General features: G+C 72.0%; 21 protein-coding genes. 17 read left to right on the top strand and 4 right to left on the bottom strand.

Going from position 1 to position 21153, the window contains the following annotated elements; genetic code table 11:
• Positions 1–26 precede the first annotated feature (26 nt).
• Positions 27–998: a tripartite tricarboxylate transporter substrate-binding protein gene (locus tag R0232_RS22275; protein WP_431509448.1), complete on the top strand. Its 972-nt coding sequence runs from the start codon at positions 27–29 to the stop codon at positions 996–998.
• Positions 999–1026: 28 nt separating this feature from the next.
• Here the strand turns inward: R0232_RS22275 and R0232_RS22270 are convergent, their stop codons facing one another.
• On the bottom strand, positions 1027–1608 hold the full coding sequence (locus R0232_RS22270) for a GbsR/MarR family transcriptional regulator (RefSeq protein ID WP_431509447.1): 582 nt from the start codon (positions 1606–1608) through the stop codon (positions 1027–1029).
• Between the two features lie 50 nt (positions 1609–1658).
• Complete coding sequence (locus R0232_RS22265; protein WP_296789319.1) at positions 1659–2711, bottom strand: AraC family transcriptional regulator; 1053 nt, start codon at positions 2709–2711, stop codon at positions 1659–1661.
• Between the two features lie 178 nt (positions 2712–2889).
• On the opposite strand from R0232_RS22265, the gene R0232_RS22260 reads away from it, so the two are divergent.
• Genes R0232_RS22260 through R0232_RS22235 form a run of 6 tightly spaced genes read left to right on the top strand, consistent with a single transcriptional unit; the run spans position 2890 to position 8217 of the window.
• Positions 2890–4452 (top strand): long-chain-fatty-acid--CoA ligase, encoded by a 1563-nt coding sequence (locus R0232_RS22260; protein ID WP_208510543.1) that lies wholly within the window; start codon positions 2890–2892, stop codon positions 4450–4452.
• 43 nt (positions 4453–4495) lie between these two features.
• Positions 4496–5680, top strand: coding sequence for a lipid-transfer protein (locus R0232_RS22255; RefSeq protein ID WP_431509446.1), 1185 nt, complete (start codon positions 4496–4498; stop codon positions 5678–5680).
• Positions 5681–5694: 14 nt separating this feature from the next.
• On the top strand, positions 5695–6135 hold the full coding sequence (locus R0232_RS22250; protein ID WP_093355806.1) for a MaoC family dehydratase N-terminal domain-containing protein: 441 nt from the start codon (positions 5695–5697) through the stop codon (positions 6133–6135).
• Between the two features lie 14 nt (positions 6136–6149).
• Complete coding sequence (locus R0232_RS22245; RefSeq protein WP_203201704.1) at positions 6150–6569, top strand: MaoC family dehydratase; 420 nt, start codon at positions 6150–6152, stop codon at positions 6567–6569.
• 27 nt (positions 6570–6596) lie between these two features.
• Positions 6597–7427 (top strand): SDR family NAD(P)-dependent oxidoreductase, encoded by an 831-nt coding sequence (locus tag R0232_RS22240; RefSeq protein WP_431509445.1) that lies wholly within the window; start codon positions 6597–6599, stop codon positions 7425–7427.
• Position 7428: 1 nt separating this feature from the next.
• Entirely contained in the window at positions 7429–8217 is a 789-nt protein-coding gene (locus R0232_RS22235) for an enoyl-CoA hydratase-related protein (protein WP_431509444.1), read from the top strand.
• 2 nt (positions 8218–8219) lie between these two features.
• On the opposite strand, the gene R0232_RS22230 is transcribed toward R0232_RS22235, so the two are convergent.
• On the bottom strand, positions 8220–9206 hold the full coding sequence (locus tag R0232_RS22230; RefSeq protein WP_431509443.1) for a DUF2167 domain-containing protein: 987 nt from the start codon (positions 9204–9206) through the stop codon (positions 8220–8222).
• A gap of 199 nt (positions 9207–9405) precedes the next feature.
• Between R0232_RS22230 and R0232_RS22225 the strand changes: the two genes are divergently transcribed.
• From R0232_RS22225 to R0232_RS22210, 4 genes are all read left to right on the top strand, one after another.
• Positions 9406–10530, top strand: coding sequence for an AAA family ATPase (locus tag R0232_RS22225; protein ID WP_431509442.1), 1125 nt, complete (start codon positions 9406–9408; stop codon positions 10528–10530).
• Positions 10527–10973: a hypothetical protein gene (locus R0232_RS22220; protein WP_431509441.1), complete on the top strand. Its 447-nt coding sequence runs from the start codon at positions 10527–10529 to the stop codon at positions 10971–10973. The genes R0232_RS22225 and R0232_RS22220 overlap by 4 nt, the downstream gene beginning before the upstream one ends.
• 61 nt (positions 10974–11034) lie before the next feature.
• Complete coding sequence (locus tag R0232_RS22215) at positions 11035–12906, top strand: hypothetical protein (RefSeq protein WP_431509440.1); 1872 nt, start codon at positions 11035–11037, stop codon at positions 12904–12906.
• Entirely contained in the window at positions 12899–16144 is a 3246-nt protein-coding gene (locus tag R0232_RS22210; protein ID WP_431509439.1) for a bpX6 domain-containing protein, read from the top strand. The genes R0232_RS22215 and R0232_RS22210 overlap by 8 nt, the downstream gene beginning before the upstream one ends.
• A 13-nt stretch (positions 16145–16157) precedes the next feature.
• On the opposite strand, the gene R0232_RS22205 is transcribed toward R0232_RS22210, so the two are convergent.
• A complete protein-coding gene (locus R0232_RS22205; RefSeq protein ID WP_208511284.1) occupies positions 16158–16580 on the bottom strand; it encodes a cupin domain-containing protein in 423 nt (140 codons plus the stop codon).
• A 119-nt stretch (positions 16581–16699) separates the two neighbouring features.
• Here R0232_RS22205 and R0232_RS22200 point away from each other — a divergent pair, with 119 nt between their 5' ends.
• The 6 genes from R0232_RS22200 to R0232_RS22175 all read left to right on the top strand — a co-directional run bounded on the left by R0232_RS22200 (position 16700) and on the right by R0232_RS22175 (position 21144).
• Entirely contained in the window at positions 16700–17164 is a 465-nt protein-coding gene (locus R0232_RS22200) for an ArsR/SmtB family transcription factor (protein ID WP_208511283.1), read from the top strand.
• The gene (locus R0232_RS22195) at positions 17053–17529 is read left to right on the top strand and encodes an SRPBCC family protein (RefSeq protein WP_431509438.1); all 477 of its coding nucleotides are present in this window, start codon (positions 17053–17055) and stop codon (positions 17527–17529) included. The genes R0232_RS22200 and R0232_RS22195 overlap by 112 nt, the downstream gene beginning before the upstream one ends.
• Positions 17526–18782 carry an RNA polymerase sigma factor gene (locus tag R0232_RS22190; protein WP_431509437.1) on the top strand — a complete coding sequence of 419 codons (1257 nt, stop codon included), beginning with the start codon at positions 17526–17528 and terminating at the stop codon, positions 18780–18782. The genes R0232_RS22195 and R0232_RS22190 overlap by 4 nt, the downstream gene beginning before the upstream one ends.
• A 93-nt stretch (positions 18783–18875) precedes the next feature.
• Positions 18876–19247 carry a YciI family protein gene (locus tag R0232_RS22185; RefSeq protein ID WP_431509436.1) on the top strand — a complete coding sequence of 124 codons (372 nt, stop codon included), beginning with the start codon at positions 18876–18878 and terminating at the stop codon, positions 19245–19247.
• Positions 19244–19600: a YciI family protein gene (locus tag R0232_RS22180; RefSeq protein WP_261216487.1), complete on the top strand. Its 357-nt coding sequence runs from the start codon at positions 19244–19246 to the stop codon at positions 19598–19600. Before R0232_RS22185 ends, R0232_RS22180 begins: the two co-directional genes overlap by 4 nt.
• Complete coding sequence (locus R0232_RS22175; RefSeq protein ID WP_431509435.1) at positions 19597–21144, top strand: MFS transporter; 1548 nt, start codon at positions 19597–19599, stop codon at positions 21142–21144. Before R0232_RS22180 ends, R0232_RS22175 begins: the two co-directional genes overlap by 4 nt.
• Positions 21145–21153 lie beyond the last annotated feature (9 nt).

Raw genomic sequence — 21153 nt, 5'->3', positions numbered from 1 at the left:
TCCCCCATCGAACAAGGAGACAGACAATGACTTTCCCCCTCTCGCGCCGCGCGCTGCACGCGCTCGCCGCCTGCCTTGCGCTGTGCGCTTCGGCCCCTGCGTTCGCCGACGACACGGTGAAGGTGGTCGTCCCCTTCGCGGCCGGCGGCACGCAGGACCTCGTGGCGCGCGTGATCGCACCGGCGCTGTCGAAGGCGCTCGATGCCAGCGTCATCGTCGAGAACCGCGCGGGTGCCGGCGGCACCATCGGCATGGCCTATGTCGCGAACAGCGCGGGCGACGGCCGCACCATGGCGCTGGTGTCCTCGAGCCATCACATCAACGCGGCGCTCTATCCGAAGGTCTCCTACGACGCCGTCAGGAGCTTCGCGCCGGCCGCGCACATCGGCAAGACCGGCTTCGCGCTGATGGTGTCGGCCGCGGTGCCGGCGCGCAATGTGGCGGAGTTCGTCGCCTATGCCAAGGCCAATCCCGGCAAGCTCAACTACGCCTCGGCGGGCAACGGCAGCGCCACGCACCTGGGCATGGCCTACCTCTGCGCGGTCGCCGGCCTGCAGATGCAGCACATCCCGTTCAAGGCCACGGGCGAGGCGCTCAACGAGGTCCTGTCGGGACGCGTGCAGGCCATCATGCCGGCCTCGATCGGCGCGCTGGCCTACCTCGACGATCCGCGCATCCGGGTGCTGGGCCTGACATCGCCGGTCGGGCGCGAAGGCGCGCTGGCCAGGCTCAAGACTCTGTCGGAGAGCGGCGTGCCGCAGTTCAACTACGACTCCTGGTACGGGCTGCTGCTGCCGGCCGCCACGCCCGCGGCGACGGTCGAGAAGATCAACCAGGCCGTGGCCCGGGTGCTGGCCGATCCCGCGGTGGTCGCGGCGCTCGACAAGGCGGGGATCGTGCCGATGAAGATGAGCACGGCCGAGTTCAAGGCCTTCGCGGCGAAGGACGTGGCCGAGATGCGGCAGCTGGTGCAGGTGTCAGGCGCGAAGGTCGAATAGGCCCGCAGGGCCGGCCTGTCCGGCCCGGCTATTCGGCCGTCTTCTTCTTCGCGGCCCGTCCGCCCGTGATGCGGTCCTTGAGCGTCAGCACCCGCGTCACCGTCGCGCCCATGCCCATGAGCTGCATCGCGGTCTCGGGCGACAGCCTCTGCACGTCGTCGAACCACTTCATCAGCCGGTCGATCAGGTCGTGCATCTCGCGCATGCGCTCCTGCGCATGGCGCTCGGCCTCGCTGTGGGGCGACTCGAGCAGGGCATTGCGCAGCATCGAGAGCGTGGGTTCGATCTCGCGGCGGCGGCGCTCCTCGGCCAGCACGCGGAAGATCTCCCACACGTCCGACGGTGCCTCGAAGTATTCGCGCCGGTCGCCGGGCTGGTGGCGCAGGCGCACCAGGCGCCAGGCCTGCAGCTCCTTCAGGCCCATGCTCACGTTGGAGCGCGAGAACTCGAGCAGCTCGGCGATCTCGTCGGCATTGAGCGGGCGCTCCGAGAGAAAGATCAGCGCGTAGATCTGGCCGACGGTGCGGTTGATGCCCCACTTGCTGCCCATCTCGCCGAAATGGGCGACGAACTGGCGGTTGAGCGGGGGCAGGTCGGAGGTGGGAGGCATGGGGCGATTGTCGCCCGGGCCTTGCGGTGGTTCCGGAACCTTCTGAAAACTCAGGGCGCCGGCAGGGAATCGCCACCGCCCGCCGCGGCCACGCGGCGCCGGTACGAACCCGGCGCGCCGCCGGTCCAGGTCTTGAAGGCGCGCTGGAAGGCCGCGCTGTCGGCAAAGCCCAGCTCCGCCGCCAGTGCCGCCAGCGGCACCGCGCTGGTGGCCAGCCGCACGATCGCCACGTCGCGCCGCAGCTGGTCCTTGAGCGCCTGGAACGAGGTGCTCTCGGTCGCCAGGTGGCGCTGCAGGGTGCTGACCGACATGTGCAGGCAGGCGGCCACGGTCGCGAGGTCGGCCCAGGCCGGGCGCTTCTGCTGCAGGATCTCGCGCACCTTGGCGCTGATGGGCTGCTCGGCCAGCCGCGGCAGGATCACGTTGCCGGGCGAGGCCGCGAGGAAGTCGCGGATCGCATGCGCGTCGCGGTGCATCGGCGTGCGCAGCGCCTCGGCGTCGAACCACACGGCCGAGCAGGGCTGGCCGAAGCGCAGGGTGCCCGGGAACACCTTGGCATAGCCGGCCGCGTAGGGCGGCAGCGCGAAGCCGAAGTCGAAGCGCCGCGCGGCCAGCCGCCCGCCGTGCAGCCAGGCCAGCAGGCGCCAGTACACGCGCAGCATCAGCTCGTGCAGGAAGTTCTGGTGGCCGATCGCGGGGTTCTCGATCGCGATGCCGAAGCCCGCGAGCTCGCCCTCGCGCAGCAGCACCAGCCGCAGGTCGTCCTGCAGCAGGCTGAAGGTGTGGGCCACGCGGCGCAGCGCATGGCCGAAATCGGGGGCGCCGAGCGTGGAGCGCGCGATCAGCGCCAGACTGCCGCGGCGCATCCGGCGCGTGAGGAAGCACAGCGACTCGTCGTCGAGCCGGTCCATCAGCAGCGCGAACAGCGCCACGTACTGCTCGGCCGTGACGCGCGCGCCCGGCTCGGCCAGCAGCGGCGGCGGCACGCCGGCGTCTTCCAGCGCCCGGTCGATGTCGATCGGGGCGGCGGCGCCGCGGGCACGGATGCCGGAAAGCATGCCTTCGACGAAGGCGATCGGGATGGTGACGGGCGGTTGCAGCATGGGAGAGGGCGATTCGACCGTACACGGGACGCGGCAGGCCGTCGATTGACGTTTTCTGCAATGCGAACGACGCGAAGCGCAATCGCCGGCCCGGGCCCGGATTTCTACCATGCGCTCACGCCAGAAACAGACCTACAAAGGTGTGACGACAAGACCAACGATTAGGAGACGAGCCACCATGTACCTGACCCAGGCGCTGCACCGCGCGATGCAGCAGAAACCGGACAAGACCGCGGTGCGCTTCGGCAGCCGCAGCAAGAGCTTCCGCGAATTCGGCGAACGCGTGGCCCGGCTGGCCGGCGCGCTGCAGAAGCTCGGCATGAAGAACGGCGACCGGGTCGCGATGCTGTCGCTCAATTCCGACCGCTACCTCGAATACCAGATGGCCGTGCCCTGGGGCGGCGGCGTGCTCAATCCCTGCAACATCCGCTGGTCGCCGGCCGAGATCCTCTATTCGCTCGAGGACTCGGGCTCGCAGATCCTGCTGGTCGACGACGCCTTCCGCGCCGCCGCCGAGCAGCTGCGCGGCCAGTCCACCACCCTGCGCGAGCTGATCTACTGCGGCGACGGCGCGGTGCCCGCCGGCATGCTCGGCTACGAGGCGCTGCTCGACAGCGCGGCGCCGGTGCCCGACGCCTACCGCCATGGCGACGACCTCGCCGGCATCTTCTACACCGGCGGCACCACGGGTTTTCCCAAGGGCGTGATGCTGAGCCACGCCAACCTCTGCGCCTCGGCGCTGGCCGCGCAGGCCGAGGGCATGGCGCCGGCCGAGGGCTGCTACCTGCATGCGGCGCCGATGTTCCACCTGGCCGACATGGGCATCTCGGGGCCGCACTGGTTCCAGGGCAACACGCACGTGGTGATCCCGATGTTCAACCCCGAGGCGGTGCTCGATGCGATCGAGCGCGAGCGCGTGACCCACACGCTGCTGGTGCCGACCATGATCCAGATGCTGGTCGACCATCCCGCCATGCGCGACAGGCCGCGCGAGCTCGGCAGCCTGCGCGGCATCGCCTACGGCGCCTCGCCGATCTCCGAGGCCGTGCTCAACCGCGCGATGGCGGCGCTGCCGGGCGTGGACTTCGTGCAGGCCTACGGCATGACCGAGCTGTCGCCGGTCGCCACCATCAACCCCGCCTGGTACCACACGGTCGAGGGCCGCAAGGCCGGCAAGCTGCGCTCGGCCGGCCGCGCGAGCTTCTGCATGGAAGTGCGCATCGTCGATGCCGAGGGCGCCGAGGTGCCGCGCGGCACGGTGGGCGAGGTGGCGGTGCGCGGGCCGAACGTGATGCTCGGCTACTGGAACAAGCCCGAGCAGACGGCCGCCGCGGTGCGCGAGGGCTGGATGCACACCGGCGACGGTGCCTACATGGACGACGACGGCTTCATCTTCGTGGTCGACCGCATGAAGGACATGATCATCAGCGGCGGCGAGAACATCTACTCGGCCGAGGTCGAGAATGCCATCGCCCAGCATCCGGCGGTCGCGGCCTGCGCGGTCATCGGCATCCCGAGCGAGGAATGGGGCGAGGCCGTGCATGCGGTGCTGGTCGCCAAGCCGGGGCAGCCGGTCACGGCCGACGAGCTGATCGCGCATTGCAAGACCCTGATCGCGGGCTACAAGTGCCCGCGCAGCGTGGCGCTGGTCGAGGCGCTGCCGCTCTCGGGCGCCGGCAAGGTGCTCAAGACCAAGCTGCGCGAGCCGTTCTGGAAGGACCGCCAGCGCGCGATCGCCTGATCTTTTCGTTTCGCTTCCATTCATTACACAGAGAGGAATTCCCATGACCCAGGATGTGCATGTCGTCGGTGTCGGCATGATCCCCTTCACCAAGCCCGGCGCGAACCTGCCCTATCCGCAGATGGCGGCGCAGGCCCTCGACGCGGCGCTGGCCGATGCCGGCATCGGCTACGAGCAGGTGCAGCAGGCCTACGTGGGCTATGTCTACGGCGACTCCACGGCCGGCCAGCGCGCGCTCTACGAGGTCGGCATGACCGGCATCCCGGTGGTCAACGTCAACAACAACTGCTCGACCGGCTCGACCGCGTTGTTCCTCGCGCGCCAGGCCGTGGCCAGCGGCGCGGCCGACTGCGTGCTCGCGCTCGGCTTCGAGCACATGAGCCCGGGCGCGCTGGGCGCGGTGTTCAACGACCGGCCCAGCCCCTTCGACCGCTTCGAGGCCATCACCGACGAGCTGGTGGGCAACGAGCAGGTGCCGCTCGCGCTGCGCTACTTCGGCGGCGCGGGCCTGGCCCACATGCAGCAGTACGGCACGCAGCTGTCGACCTTCGCGAAGATCCGCGCCAAGGCCAGCCGCCATGCATCGAACAACCCGGTGGCGCTGTTCCGCACCGTCGTGACCGAGGACGAGGTGCTGGCCACGCCCGTGATGTGGCCCGGCGTGATGACGCGGCTCATGGCCTGCCCACCGACCTGCGGCGCGGCCGCCGCCATCGTCTGCTCGGCCGGGTTCGCGCAGCGCCACGGCCTGGACCGCAGCGTGCGCATCAAGGCCCAGGCCATGACCACCGACCGCCCCGTGAGCTTCGAGGCGCGCGACATGCGCGAGGTGGTCGGCTTCAGCATGGCGCGCGAGGCGGCGCAGCAGGTCTACGAGGCCGCGGGCGTCGGCCCGCAGGACATCGACGTGGTCGAGCTGCACGACTGCTTCGCGCACAACGAACTGATCAGCTACGAGGCGCTGGGCCTGTGCCCGGTGGGCGGGGCCGAGAAGTTCGTGGTCGATGGCGACAACACCTACGGCGGCAAGGTCGTGACCAACCCCTCGGGCGGGTTGCTGTCCAAGGGCCACCCGCTGGGCGCCACCGGTTTGGCGCAATGCACCGAGCTGGTCCAGCAGCTGCGCGGCACGGCCGACAAGCGCCAGGTCGAGGGCGCGCGGCTCGCGCTGCAGCACAACCTGGGCCTGGGCGGCGCCTGCGTGGTCACGCTCTACGAACGCGTCTGAAGAAAGGCCCGGCGATGATCGACAGGAAATGGATCGGCCACGAGCTGCCCGCCTCGGTGCTGCCGCTGGAGCGCACGCGGCTGCAGTTCTTCGCCAAGGCGATCGGCGAGACCGATCCGGTCTACACCGACCCCGCCGCCGCGCGCGATGCCGGCTATGCCGACCTGCCGGCGCCGCCCACCTTCCTGTTCGCGGCCGAGCTCGACTCGGGCGCGTCCAACCAGCTGCTGGCCGACCTGGGCATACCGCTGGCCAAGCTGCTGCACGGCGAGCAGGGCTTCAGCTACCACCGCGCGGCCTGCGCGGGCGACACCGTGACCGTGCGCTCGACCATCACCGACATCTACGACAAGAAGAACGGCGCGCTCGAGTTCGTGGTGAAGAGCTCGCGCGCCACCAACCAGCGCGACGAACTGGTGGCTGAGTTGCGCACCGTGATCGTCTGCCGGCATTGAGCCCGAGGAACCCCATGACCGCACCGAACCACGACACCGTGCAGGTCGGCGACGAACTGCCGCCGCTGCAACTGCCGCCGGTCGACCGCACCACGCTCGCGCTGTTCGCGGGCGCCTCGGGCGACCACAACCCGATCCACATCGACATCGACTTCGCGCGCCGCGCCGGCATGCCCGACGTGTTCGCGCAGGGGATGCTGGGCATGGCCTGGCTCGGCCGGCTGCTCACGCAGTGGGCGCCGCAGTCGCAACTGCGCCGCTTCGACGTGCGCTTCCAGGGCCTGACCCACCTGGGCCATGCGGTGCGTTGCACGGGCCGCGTGGTCGAGAAGCTCGAGCGCGACGGCGAGCGCTGCGTGCGCGTCGAAGTCAGCAGCACCAACCAGCACGGGCAAGTGCGCATCGCGGGCGAAGCGCTGGTGGCGCTGGCCTAGAGACCCGATGAAGAAAGACATCCAGACATGACATCCAGACTCGAAGGCAAGGTTGCCCTCATCACCGGCTCGGGCCGCGGCATCGGCCGCTCGATCGCGCTCAAGCTCGCCTCGGAAGGCGCGCGCGTGGTGGTCAACGACCTCGACGCCGGCCCCGCGGAGGAGACCGTGCAGGCCATCCGCGCCGCCGGCGGCCAGGCCGTGGCCTGCAACGGCAGCGTGGCCGCGCCCGACTTCGCCGAGCGCTTCGTCGGTACCGCGGTCAGCGAGTTCCAGGGCCTCGACATCATCGTCAACAATGCCGGCTACACCTGGGACAGCGTGGTGCAGAAGATGACCGACGAGCAGTGGTACGCCATGCTCGACGTGCACCTCACGGCGCCGTTCCGCATCCTGCGCGCGGCGCAGCCCGTGATCCGCCAGCTCTCGAAGACCGAGACCGAGGCCGGCCGGCGCACCGTGCGCAAGGTGGTCAACATCTCCTCGGTGGCCGGGCTGTTCGGCAACGCGGGCCAGGCCAACTACGCGACCGCGAAGGCCGGCATCGTCGGCATGACGCAGACGCTGGCCAAGGAATGGGGGCGCATGAATGTCACCGTCAACTGCGTGGCCTTCGGCTTCATCCAGACCCGGCTGACCGCGAGCGCGGCCGATGCCACCACCGCCAACATCGACGGCCGCGAGATCAAGGTCGGCATCAACCCCGGCCTGCTGTCGATGATGGAGCAGACCATTCCGCTGGGCCGCGGCGGCACGCCCGAGGAGGCGGCCGGCGCGGTCTACCTGCTGTGCATTCCCGAGTCGGACTACGTCAGCGGCCAGACGCTGATGTGCACCGGCGGCCTCACGGGCATCTGAGATGCCGCTCGAGCACGGCATCGGCTGGTCGGTGGAGGAGGGCATCGGCCGCATCGTGCTGCGCCGTCCCGAGCGCGCCAACGCGATCGGCGCCGCGAGCAGCCGCGCGCTGGTGCGCGCGATCGACGAGGTGCTGGCGGCCGCGCCGCGCGTGGTGCTGCTGACCGGCGAGGGCCGGGTGTTCTGCGCCGGTGGCGACATCGAGGAGTTCGTCGCGGCCGGGGAAGGCCTGCCCGCGCTGGTCGATGAAATCCTCGATCCCCTGCATCCGGCGCTGCTGCGGCTGGTGAACGGTCCGGCACCGCTCGTGACGGTGCTCAACGGCGCGGTCGGCGGGGCAGGCGTGGGCCTCGCGCTCAGCGGCGATTTCGTGCTCGCGGCCGAGTCGATGAAGCTGCGCACCGGCTACGCGGCCATCGGCCTGTCGCCCGATGCGGGCAGCTCGTGGTTCCTCGCGCGGCGCATCGGGGCGTTGCGCGCGCAGCAGTGGCTGATGCTCAGCGACCCCATCGACAGCCAGCGCTGCCTGGCGGCCGGCGCGGTCGATGCGCTGCATCCCGACGCCGAACTGGCCGCGGCCGGCGAGGCACTGGCGCGGCGGCTGGCCGCTGGCGCGCCCGGGTCCTTCGCCGCGATCAAGGCGCTGTGCGCCGATGCGCCGGGCCGCACGCTCGAGGCGCACCTGGCGCTCGAGCACCGCCTGCTGCGCGAGCGCGCCGGCAGCGCCGATGCGCGCGAGGGCGTGGCGGCCTTCCTGCAGAAGCGCGCACCGCGTTTCGGCGCCGGCTGAATTCAGGCCGCGGGCGGATTCGTCGGCGGCAATCCGCCGGCCGGCGCGTCGCTCGCCACAGGCGCCTTCTCCTTGCGCCGGAACAGCTTGCCCGCGCCCCACAGCGCGCCGCCCACCGCCACCGCGATGATCTTGGCGAACTTGGCCAGGAAGGCCGCGATCACCGCGAACAGGCCGAGCTTCTTGACCGCCGCGCCCGCCACCAGCGCCGCGAGGCCATAGGCCGCGACCTTGTCGGTGGAGGCATCGAAGTCGGCATAGCGCTTGCCGTCGTCGTACTGCAGCGCCGCCAGCAGCTGGGTTGCGTCGGGCTTGTACTTCTCGAGGTCGTTGGCGTTGGTCACGAGGTTCAGGCTGATGTAGCCCTCGCGTCCCAGCGCATAGGTGTTGTAGTTGACGCCCTGGTTGCCCGAGGCCTCGTCCTTGTGCCTGGAGAGCGCCGACCACACGAGGCGGTGCACCGAGGCGTCGTACTGCGGCTTCTGCGCCCAGCCCGTGACCTCGATCGCCGGGATGCCGCGCTTGGCGCGTTCCTCGTTCGCGGCCTCGGTGCCTTCCTTGAGGCTCTTGAGCAGGTCGTCGGCGTTCCAGTCCTTGGCGTCGTCGTCCTTGATGTAGCCCTCCTTGACGAACTTCACCACCGCGAACCAGTCGGCGTCGTTGTTCGGGAAGACCGCGCCGATGAAGCTGTCGTCGACCCGGTTGCCCATGCTGCGCATGAGCTGCGCCGCGGCCGGCGTGGGCACCCAGACATAGCCGGGCGGCAGCTTCAGGTGGGCCTGGTCGCGCAGGGCGATGTCGGCCGGGCCGGTCTTCTGCACCGCGCGCGCGGCCTTGAACGCGGCCTCCTGCTCGGCTTCGAGCGAGTGGGCCGGCACGGCGGCCGAACTCGGGGGATTGGACGGCGGCGCGGCGGCGGCCGGGCCGGCGGCCAGGACGGCGAACGCGAACAGGACGGCCGCCGACAGGCGGGCCATGGGGATCCTCATGATCTCTCTCCTCGGTTGTTATCGGTTTTGCGAGACGCCGGGAGTCTATCGGGCGAACCGCACGGCGAAAGGGGTGGCTCGACCGCGATGAAAGGCACGCCGGAGCCCGCGCGAAGCCCTGTGCGCCCTCGGTGGCGCCCCCTCGTCATGGCTCTGCGGCACACTAGCCGGCTGTTTCGAAGTGCAACGCTTTTTTCAGATGACCGACACATCACTCCAGGCCGCCGCAGAACACGTCCGCCATGCGATCCGATCGGCCACCGACGGCCTCGTCGGCCGCGACCAGCTGGCCGAGCTGATCGTGCTGGCGGCCGTGGCCCAGGAACACCTGCTGGTGATCGGCCCGCCCGGCACGGCCAAGAGCGCGGTGGTGCGGCGCGTGGCGCAGGCGCTGGGCGGGCGCTACTTCGAATACCTGCTCGGGCGCTTCACCGAGCCCTCGGAGCTGTTCGGCCCGGTCGACCTCAACAAGCTGCGCGCCGGCACCGTCGAGACCGACGTGAGCGGCATGCTGCCGGAGGCCGACGTCGCCTTTCTCGACGAGGTCTTCCTGGGCTCCACGGCCATCCTCAACACCCTGCTGGGCGTGCTCAACGAGCGCCGCTTCCGGCGCGGCCACACGCAGCTGCATTGCCCGCTGCGCGTGTGTGTGGGCGCGGCCAATGCGCTGCCCGACGACGAGAGCCTCGCGGCCTTCGGCGACCGCTTCCTGCTGCATGCCTTCATCGAGCCGCTGCCCGACCACCAGCTCGAGGCCATGCTCAGCGGCGGCTGGCGCTCCGACCATGCGCCGGCCGCGGGCGGCGGCGCGCTGGCGGACCTCGACGTCCTCTGCCGCCATCTGCAGCAGGTCGACCTCGGTGGCGTGCAGCCGGCGCTGGCCAATGCCATCCGCCAGTTGCGGCAGGCGGGCGTGACGCTGTCGGACCGGCGCATCGTGAAGTCGCAGCGGCTGCTGGCCGCCGCCGCGGTGCTGGCCGGCCGCCTGCAGACCAGCGAGGCCGACCTCTGGCCGCTGCTGTACGTGCTGCCGACCCACGAGGCGCAGCAGAGCGCGCGCGACGTGCTGCGCGATGTCTTCGCCAACGCCGCCCATCCGCACCTGCTGAGCGCGGTCGAGGAGGCGACCTTGCAGCCGCTGTCGCGCGCCGCGCGGCTGGCGGAAGCGGCGCGCGGCTGCCTGGCCGAGGAGGCCGCGCCCGGTCGCCTGCGCATCGAGAGCGTGCTGCGCGAGATCGACGCGAACTTCGGCGGCGAGCACCTGCCCGAGGCGCTGGTCGAATGGCGCGGCCGGCTGGTCGAGCGCCTCGCCGTCGCCGCATGAGCCTGGCCGGTTCGATCGACTGGCGCTGGCGGCCGCGCGGCGAGCCGTTGCCTGCGGGCGCCGCGGTGGCCTGGGGCGCGACGGCGCGCGCGTTGCACCAGCGGCTGCTGAAGCTCGAGCCGGCGCAGTGCGAGGGGCTGTCGGCGACCGCGGGTCGCGACCTGCTGGTCGTGGTCGGCCGGGCGGACGCGCTGCCCTGGGTCGACGGTATCGCCTATGCGGGGCCGAGCGAAGCGGCACCGGGCCTGTGGCTGCCGGTGCTCGAGGCGCCCGACCGCCCGATCGACCTGGTGGCGCGCGCGCTGCAGCGCCGCCATCCGCAGCGCCAGCCGCTGCTGCTGTGGCCGCGGCCCGAGGCCGTGCTGCCGCTCGATCGGCTGCTGCCGCTGTCGGCGGCCCTGCTTGCACGCATCGAGGGGCATTGGGAGGGCGTGGCAGCATGAGCGCCGCGCCGGGCCGCCCCAAGCAAGCTCGCACCGCAGTGCGGAGCACGAAGGTACTTCTATGAGCGCCGCGCCGGCCGCCACCGAACTGCCCGAGACGCTGCGGCCATGGCATCCATGGCTGGCCTGGTTCGCGCCCGAGTTGACGGGCGAGCTCGGTGCGCTGCTGCAGCGCATGCAGCCGCTGCTCGGCCGTTTCCGCGGCCAGGTGAAGGCCACGGCGCCCGAGTTCGACGGCCTCGACGACCTGCGCCGGCGCGGCCGCTACGAGCGCCTGCTGGCGACCGAATGGCTGCTGGCGGACGAGCTGCCCGACGAGTTCCTGCGCCGCGCCGCCTCGAGCGAGCACCTGTTCCTGGCCCCGCGCCCGCGTGCGCGCGAGGCCGAGAAGGGCATCGTCGCGCTCTTCGACGCCGGGCCGTTGCAGTGGGGCGCGCCGCGGCTGGGCCAGCTCGCGCTCTGGATCCTGCTGGCGCGGCGCGCGGCGCAGACCGGCAGCCTGCTGCAGTGGGGCACGCTGCAGCAGCCCGGCGTGCTGCGCGACGCCCAGGACGCGAAGCAGCTGCGGGCATTGCTACTGGGCCGCAGCTTCGTGCCCGCCGATGCGGCGCAGGCGGCGACCTGGCGGCTCGCGCTCGACAAGCTCGAGCGGGCGCCCGGCGAGTGCTGGCTGATCGGCGAGGCCGCGGTCGATCCGCCCGCCGCCGAACGCTGGACCAGCCACCGCGTGCGGCTGCGCCGCGCGGTGCAGGGCGACGTGCTCGAGGTCTCGCTGTCCGACGTGGCGGGCGTGCGGCATGCACAGCTGCCGCTGCCCGCGACCAAGGCCGCGGTGCGGCTGCTGAAGGGCGAGTTCGCGCCGTCCCCGCCGAAGGACCTGCACCAGCGCCACCGCGCCCGCGTGTCGCTGCAGCGGCCGCCGGTGATCGGCTGGCAGGGCCGGCACGTGGCGGTGCCGCTGCTCGACCAGCCCGGCGCCGCCGTGTACTTCGTGCCGCAGCAGGGCCAGAAGAAGGCCGGCAAGATCGGCCATCAGCAGTGGCGCGACCAGGCCGCGCCGCTGGCGCTGGCCTTCGGCGGCAAGCGGCTGGGCGGGGTGCTCGACACCGAGGCGGCGATGTACTTCTGGCAGGTGCCAGGCCTCGCCGCGATCGTCGAGGCGCAGGAGGAAGACCGGCTCTCGGCACCGCCCGGCCTCGGCGTGTGGCTGCCGATGGCCTGGCTGCGCCACCGTGGCGTGCAGAAGGTCTGCCTGCTCGACCGCGCCGGCCGGCTGGTGAGCTGGACGGCGCGTGCAGCGAGCCGGCCGAAGCCCGAGGAAGCCAGTCCCGCGTTGGTGGAGCGCAGCGTGCTGTGCATCAGCCAGTGGGCCGACGATGCGCTGGTCTACGTGGCGCGCCGCTCGGGCCAGCTGATGCTGTGCCGCCTCAGCGTCGATACCGGCCCGGCGACCGTGCTGCCGATCGGCACCGCGCCCGAGGACACGCGCGTCTTCCTGGCCGGTGGCACGCGCTGGCGGCTCGGCCTGGGCGCCTGCGCGGTGCGGCTTTCGGCCGACGACGGTGGCGAGGGCCGGGAGCGCTGGCGCATCCATGCGCCCAATCCCGACTACCGGGGACCGTACCGCGAGCACCCGCATGCCTGGCAGTCGTTCGAGGTCGGCGCGCACAAGGGCATGGCGCTGGTCTTCGATGCGCAGAACAGCCGCTTCGCGATGCTGGGCCTCTCGCCCGACCGCAGCGCGCTGGTGCTGCATTCGAGCGCCGGCGCCGAAACCGTCTACCACGCACCCGAGCGCATCGAGAAGATCGCCGTCTGCCCCAACACCGGCCTGGCCGCCATGCTGACCTTGCACCGCAAGCTGATCCTGTTCGACCTGTCGCTGCGCGTGCTGCTGGGCTTCTTCCATGCCGGGGGAGGCGCGAATGGCTGACGCCGGATCGTCGCCGCGCATGCCCGCGGCGCAGGTGCATCGCCCGCTGCTCAAGGGGCGGCAGCCGGTCGCGGGGCTGTGGTTTCCCGCCGACTGGCTGCACGAGGCCGCGCGCGCGCAACGCATCCTCGATGCCTGGCGGCCCGGCGCGCAACTGAGCCGCTTCGAGGCCGGCGACCTGCTGCGCTTCGCGCAGCCGGTGCTGCTCGATGGCGATGCGGCGGCCGGCTGGCCGCTGCGGCGCGAGGGCGCGACGCTGTGCTCCGCGGAACTCGCGAAGGAAGAGCGGGCCCTGCTGCCGGCGGCCGACGTCTGGCTGGTGCAGGGCGGCGAGGTGCGATCACTGCAGTTCGCGCAGGCCGTGGCGGTGGATCCCTCCGAGTGGCTGGCGGGCGGCCCGGCGCTGCTCGACACCTTCGACTGCCGCGAACTCCTGCCCGAGCCCGTGGTGCTCGACACCGAGGGCCGTACGGTGCGCGAACTGCTCGGCGATGCGATCCCGCCCGCGAGCCAGGCGCAGGTGGAGTTCCTGCAGAAGCTGGCGCAGGACGCCAAGGCACGGCGCACGCCATCCGCGACGGAGGGGGGCGCAGAGGGCAAGCCGCCACGGTACTGGCTTGCCTGGATCGCCTTCGCGCTGGTGCTGCTGGGCTTTCTCATGTTCAACGCGCAGCAGCCCGGCGGTTCCTCGTCCGCGACCGCGAGCACCTCGCCGTTCGCCGATGGCTCGGCCGGGGCTTTCCTCGGCGTGATGCTGCTCGTGGCACTCGCGGTGTGGGGACTGCGCGCCTTCCATCGCCGCGCATCGAGGCAGCCGCGCCCGCGGGTGCCGCTGGTGCCCACGCCGCCACCGCCCGTGCAACGCGCCGAACGCACGGTGCCGATGGCGGGGCCGGCCGGTCGGCCCTCGCGCCAGGGCTGGGTGTGGGTGCTGGTGGCGTTCGCGCTGCTGGGGCTCTACCTCGCGGGCGAGGACAGCCGTTCGCCCACGCGCGCCACCACACCGCCGGCTTCTGCTGCGTCGCAGGGCGTGGTGGCGCCCGACGGCACGCTGGCCCTGGTGCTGCTGGCCTCGCTGGTCCTGATCGTGCTCGCGTCCTGGGCCCTCTGGCGCAGGCAGGAGCGGGCCCGCGCGCGCCGGGAGATCGACGTCGCCACCCGCGCGGGCGCGCCGGTGCCGGCGCCCGCCACGCTGCCGCCGCGCGGCGAGGGGCAGCCGCAGCGCTCGCGCTGGCGCGACTGGCTGGCGCGCATGGCGGTCGCGTCGCGGCTGTCGAAGCTGATCGGCCGCCAGCAGGCGGCCTACATGCAGCGCATGCTCAAGATGTTCGACGACGGCGACCTGATGGAGGCGCTGCGCCATGCCATTCCGCTGGGCGGCGAAGGCAACGATGCCTTCGACGGCGGCCAGGCCTTCGGCACGCCGGGCCGGCGCGACAGCCTGTCGCTCAGCGGCGCGCTCGGGCCGCGCTCGAGCATCTACCTGGGCCACGACTTCGAGACGCACCTGCGCCAGCTCTACCGCCGCAGCTTCGAGAAGCTCGATCGCGAGGGCCGCATCGACGAGGCCGTGTTCGTGCTGGCCGAACTGCTGCAGTCGCGCCAGGAGGCGCTCGACTACCTCGAGAAGCACGGTCGCGCGCTGCAGGCGGCCGAACTCGCGCTGACCTGGGACCGCCCGTCCGTGGTGATCGTGCGGCTGCTGTGCCTGGCCGGCGACTGGCGCCGCGCGGTCGCGGTGGCGCGGCGCGACAACGCCTTCGCGCAGGCCGTGCTGCAGCTGCAGGACAAGTGGCCCGATGCCGCGAACCGGCTGCGCCAGGAGTGGGGCGAGGCGCTGGCGCAGCGCGGCGAATGGCTGCGCGCGGTCGACGCGGTCTGGCCGCTGCCGGCGGCGCGCGAGCAGGCCATCGCCTGGCTGCTCGCCGCGGAAGCGGCCGAAGGGCAGCTGGCGGCACGCGCGCTGGTGCAGCGCGCCGTGCTGCTGCCCGACACGCTCGCGGCCTGCGCGCCGCGGCTGCGGGCGCTGCGCGACGACCCGAGGCTGCACCGCGAGCGCGCCGCGCTGGCGACCGAACTGCTCGCGGTCACGCATCACAACGACGGCTCGCGTGGCCTCGCGGCCGCGGTGATTCCCGCGCTGGTGGCCGACCACGCGCATGGCGAGGGGCGCCTCGGGGCCAAGGAGATGCAGGGCTTGCTGCGGCTGCATGCCGACCCGCTGCTGCAGGCGGATATGCCCGGCGGGGAGATGCCGGGGTTGCGGGTCGTGCCGCTGCTGAGTCGGCCCTCGGTGCTGGCGCTCGAGGCGCCCGCGGCCGGCGCGCATCCGGTGCACGACGCGACGCTGCCCGAGCCGGGCCGCTACCTGCTCGCGCTCGGCGAGGCGGGCGTGCTGGTCTGCGATGGCGCGGGACGGACCCTGGCGCGCTTTCCGGTGCCGGCCGACCGGCTCGTCGCCGCGTACAGCGGGCAGGTCGCACTGGCGCTGGCCCGGCGCGACGGGCTGTGGCGCGTGAGCCGTATCGACCTCGTGCAGCGCCGGGTCGTCGATCTCGGGATGGTCGCCGTCGACGGCTTCGGCACGGAGTTCGACGGCATCGGCTGGACCGTGACCCGGGCCAACCGCATCCAGGTGCTCGATACCGCGCATTCGCTGCAGGAGGTGCTGTGGCAGGTCGTCGACCTGCCGGGGCCGGTGCTCGACCTGCGCGTGTCGAATGAGCGCGAGCAGTTCGTGGTCGCCGATCCGTCGGGCACGCCGACGCTCTGGCGCTATGGCGCGGGGCAGCGGCGCCTGCAGGGCCGCGAGGCGATCGCGAAGCCCGAGGGCGTGACGTCGATGCGCCTGCTGCATCCGGATTTCGGTGCCTTCCATCTCATTGCCGAGGACGACGCCGAGGATGACGTCGATGGCGAGGCGAAGCTGCGCCTGCACTGGCACATCACGGCGAACCACGCGGGCGAGCTGCGGGTCTCGGGCCGGGAGGCACGCACGCTGCGCGCGCAGGTCGACATGGCGTGGCTGGTGACGGCGGTGCAGGCGTCCGGGTCGGCGTGCCGGGTGCAGTGGCTGCGGGTGCACGACGGCGGGCTCGCCGCCACGCTGCACTGGCCCGGCGAGTTCGGGCCGCGCATGCGGCCGGTCGCCGATGGCTGGCTGCTGTTCGACGGCGAGGGCCGCGTGCTGCACCTCGACACCGAGTGCAGCACGAGCGTGGGTTTCGGCCTGCGCTGAGTGCCCGCGATTCCTACTTCCAGGGCGTAGGCGCCGGAATCTCGCACACCGGCTCCACATCCACGCTCTTGAAATCGGCCGGCGAGACGATCTCCAGGTACTCCATGTCGGGCGAGTAGTCGAACAGGTAGTGCCGGATGCCGGGGCGCTGGTGCACCACGTCGCCGGCCTCGACCAGGGTTTCCTTGTCCTCGTACATGAAGCGGGCCCAGCCCTTGACCATGATCACGATCTGGAAGTCGGCCTCGTGGCGATGCCAGCCGGTGCCCGCTTCCGGTGCCATGTTGGCCTTGACGAGGTGCGCGATCACCTTGCCGTTGGTGGCGGCGGCCACGCCGAGGTCGCGGTAGAGGAAGAAGTCGCGCAGTCCGCCCGAGACGAATTCGGTGTCGCCCGGTTTGACGTGGGAGAACTGGGTGGCGGTACGGTCCAGCATGGAAGCTCCTTTGCGGCGAGTGGGGATGCTGCGCCGCAGCACGCATAAAGCGTTCCCGCGGCCGACTGCGATATCCCCAAGCCTTGACGCTGGCGCACCGGCTCCAGATACTCAACCGCATGGTTCACTCAGATGCCGCCGCGCCGCCCGCGCCCGTTGCCCTCGATGCCGTGTTCGCCGCGCTCGCCGACTCGACGCGCCGCGCGGTGCTCGAGACCCTGGGCGAGCGCAGCCTCAGCGTGACCGAGCTGGCCGCGCCGCATGCGATGTCGCTCACGGGCTTCATGAAGCACCTGCGCGTGCTCGAGGACGCGGGGCTGATCTCGCGCACGAAGGAAGGCCGTGTCGTGCGCTGCGAGCTCTCGCCGCGGCCGATGCAGGAGGCCGCCGTGTGGCTGTCGCGCTACGAGAAGTTCTGGACCGGGCGCCTCGATGCCTTGGCGCGCTTTCTCTACCACCAGGAGCAAACCGAATGGCGGAACCTGCCAGCCCAGACACCGGGCGTCCCTCCCTCACCCTCCGCCGCCACTACGCCGTCGCGCCCGACAAGGTCTGGCGCGCGTGGACCGACCCGCAAGCGCTGAGGCACTGGTTCGGCCCCGAGGAGATCGTCGCGGTGCCGCATGCCGAGGTCGACCTGCGCGTGGGCGGACGCTTCCGCGTGGCGATGCTGGCGGCCGACGGCGAGACGCACGACGTCAGCGGCACCTACCTCGAGATCGTGCCGCAGCGCCGGCTGGTCTTCAGCTGGGCCTGGCGCAGCACGCCCGAGCGCGAATCGCGCGTCACGGTGCGCATCGAGCCCGATGCGGCCGGCACCGGCTGCGAGCTCGAATTGCTGCACGAGCAGTTCTTCGACCAGGCCGCGCGCGAGGGCCACGAACACGGCTGGACCGGTTCGATGCTGCGGCTCGAGCGTTGGCTGGGCAGGCCGGAACCCGCCGCATGACGGACCCGGTGCGCGCCACGCTCGAGGCGGTCTACCGCGGCGAATCGCGCCGCATCTTCGCCACGCTGGTGCGCCTGCTCGGCGATTTCGACCGCGCCGAGGAGGCGCTGCACGAGGCCTTCCGCGCCGCGCTCGAGCAGTGGCCGGCGCAGGGCGTGCCCGCGAACCCGCGCGCGTGGCTGGTGTCGGCGGGGCGCTTCAAGGCGATCGACGCCATCCGGCGCCAGGCGCGCTTCTCGCCCTGGGACGAGTCGGCCGAGCGCGCCGAGGCGCTGGCCGACCCCGCGCCGGGCTGGGACGCCGACACCGACGAACTCGAGGACGACCGCCTGCGCCTGGTCTTCACCTGCTGCCATCCGGCCCTTTCGCCCGATGCCCAGGTGGCGCTCACGCTGCGCGAGGTCTGCGGACTCGCGACCGAGGAGATCGCGCGCGCCTTCATGGTGCCCGCACCGACCATCGCGCAGCGCATCGTGCGCGCCAAGGCCCGCATCCGCGACGCGCGCATTCCCTACCAGGTGCCCACGCGCACCGAGCTGCCCGAACGGCTCGACGCGGTGCTGCGCGTGGTCTACCTGGTCTTCAACGAGGGCTATGCGGCTTCCTCGGGCGAGAGCCTGACGCGCGCCGATCTCTCGGCCGAGGCGATCCGGCTCGGCCGGCTGCTGGTCGAGCTGCTGCCCGGCGCCGAGGCCGCGCCCGAGGCGCTGGGCCTGCTGGCGCTGATGCTGCTGCACGATGCGCGCCGTGCCGCGCGCACCTCGGCGCAGGGCGAGATCGTGCTGCTCGACCAGCAGGACCGCGGCCTCTGGCACCGCGCGCAGATCGAGGAGGGCGCCGCGCTGGTGGAGCGCGCGCTGCGCTCGCGCCGCTTCGGCCCCTATGCGCTGCAGGCCGCGATCGCCGCGGTCCATGCCGAGGCCGAGCGTGCCGAGGCCACCGACTGGCCGCAGATCGTCGGTCTCTACGACGTGCTGCTGCGGCTCGATCCCTCGCCCGTGGCCGAACTCAACCGCGCGGCCGCGATCGCGATGCGCGACGGTCCGGCCGCGGGCCTGGCGCTGGTCGACGCGCTGTTCGCGCGCGGCGAGCTGACCGACTATCACCTCGCGCATGGCGCGCGGGCCGAGCTGTGCCGCCGCCTCGGCCGGCTCGGCGAGGCGCGCGGCGCCTACGAGCGCGCGCTCGCGCTGGCCCGGCAGCAGCCCGAGCGCCAGTTCCTCGCGCGGCAACTGGCGTCCTTGCCCGGCTAGAAAAATAGTTGCAGTTCGTCGCGCCCGCATGTCGATCCGGCGCCTCGCCGATCGACCAGTGGTGTCCTCATTCCATCCGAAAGGAGATTCCGCATGAAATACCTCTGCCTCGTCCACTGCGACCCGGCCCTGTTCGCCACCCTGTCGCCCGACGAGCGGCGTGCGCTCGACGAAGACTCGATGGCCTACGACCGCGAGCTCGAGAAGAACGGCCACTTCATCGCCGCCGACGTGCTGGCGAACGCCAGGTCCGCCAAGGTCGTGCGCGTGCGCGACGGCAAGGCCTCACATGTCGACGGGCCGTTCGCGGAGGTGCGCGAGCAGCTCTGCGGCTTCATCCTGATCGAGGCGCGCGACCTCAACGTCGCGATCCAGCTCGCGGGCCACATCCCGATGGCGCGCCACGGCAGCATCGAAGTCCGTCCGATCCAGAGCATGGACGCCGCTGAGGGGAATGCCGCATGAAGTACCTTTGCCTGATCTACGAAACCGAGGCTCCGCCGCTCGACATGGCGCACTACATCCAGGAACACATCGACTACGACGCGCAACTGCGCGCGCGCGGCCAGCTGGTCGAGGCCGAGGCCCTGCAGCCGGCCGAGACCGCCACCACCGTGCGCATGCGCCGCGGCCGGCTGTCCGTGACCGACGGTCCCTTCGCCGAAACCAGCGAGCAGCTCGGCGGCTTCTATCTGGTCGAGGCCGGCAGCGAGGAAGAAGCGCTGCGGATCGCGGCCGGCATCCCGTCCGCGCGCAACGGCAGCATCGAGCTGCGGCCGATCCTCTCGTTCGGCCCCGGCCCCGAGGGCCCTCGATGAGCGGCGCCGCGCCGCCGCGCGCCACGGTGCGCGAATGGACCGGCCTGGCCGTCATCGCGCTGCCGTGCATGCTCTATTCGATGGACCTCACGGTGCTGAACCTCGCGATCCCCGCGATCAGCGAGGCGCTCAAGCCCACGGCGGCGCAGCTGCTGTGGATCGTCGACATCTACGGCTTCCTGGTCGCGGGCCTGCTGGTCACCATGGGCACGCTGGGCGACCGCATCGGGCGGCGCCGGCTGCTGCTGATCGGTGCCGTGGCCTTCGGCCTGGCCTCGGTGCTGGCGGCCTTCTCGAACAGCGCCAACATGCTGATCGCCACCCGCGCGCTGCTCGGCGTGGCCGGCGCGACGCTGGCACCGTCCACGCTCTCGCTGATCCGCAACATGTTCCTCGATCCGGGTCAGCGCACGCTGGCCATCGGCGTCTGGATCTCGAGTTTCTCGGCGGGCGCGGTCATCGGCCCGGTGGTCGGCGGCGTGCTGCTCGAATACTTCTGGTGGGGCTCGGTGTTCCTGGTCGGCGTGCCCGTGATGGTGCTGCTGCTGGTACTCGGCCCCGTGCTGCTGCCCGAGTACCGCGACCCCGAGGCCGCGCGGCTCGACCTCGCGAGCGTGGCGCTGTCGCTGGGCGCGGTGCTGCCGGCCATCTACGGCGTGAAGCAGACGGCCGAGCACGGTGCGAGCGCGCTGTCGCTCGCCGCCATCGCGGTGGGGCTGGCCATCGGCTGGCTGTTCGTGCGGCGCCAGCGGCGGCTGGCCGATCCGATGATCGACCTGCGGCTGTTCCGCGCGCCGGCCTTCAGCGTGGCGCTGGGCGCCTACATGCTGTCGTGCTTCGTGATGTTCGGGCTGTTCCTCTACGAAGCCCAGTACCTGCAGATGGTGCTCGGGCTGTCGCCGCTGCAGGCCGGCCTGTGGAGCGTGCCCAGCGCGGGCGCCTTCATCGTCGGCTCGATGGCGGCGCCCGCGCTCACGCGGCGCGTGCGGCCGGCGCATGCGATGACCGGCGGACTCGTGGTCGCGGCACTGGGCTTCGCGCTGCTGGTCGCGCTGCCGGTGCAGGGTGGCCTGGCGTTGCTGGTGGGCAGCATGGTCGTGTCCTCGCTCGGGCTGGCGGTGGTGTTCACGCTGTCGACCGACCTGGTGGTGGGCAGCGCGCCGCCCGAGCGCGCGGGCGTGGCCTCGGCGATTTCGGAAACCAGTTCCGAATTCGGCGGCGCGCTGGGCATCGCCATCCTCGGCAGCGTGGGCGCGGCGGTCTACCGCGCCATGATGGCCGACGCCGTGCCCGCCTCGCTCGGCGATGCCGCCGCGGTCGAGGCCGCGCGCAGCACGCTCGGCGGTGCCGTGGCGCTGGCCGGGCAGCTCGGCGGTGCGGCCGGTGCCGAGCTGCTGGCCGATGCGCGCACGGCGCTGCTGCGCGGCTTGCACCTGATGGCCGGCATCGGCGTGGTGGTGCTGCTGGCCATCGCGGCGCTGCTGGCCGTGGTCATGCGCCGCTCGGGACAAACCCGGCCCGCCGCGGCCGATGCGTTGCCCTGAGGCCGGGCC

It is taken from the genome of Variovorax sp. DAIF25, assembly GCF_050711835.1.
Lineage (GTDB): Bacteria > Pseudomonadota > Gammaproteobacteria > Burkholderiales > Burkholderiaceae_C > Variovorax.
Note: the sequence above shows the minus strand (reverse complement) of the source record. Positions and strands in the feature narration are given on the sequence as shown.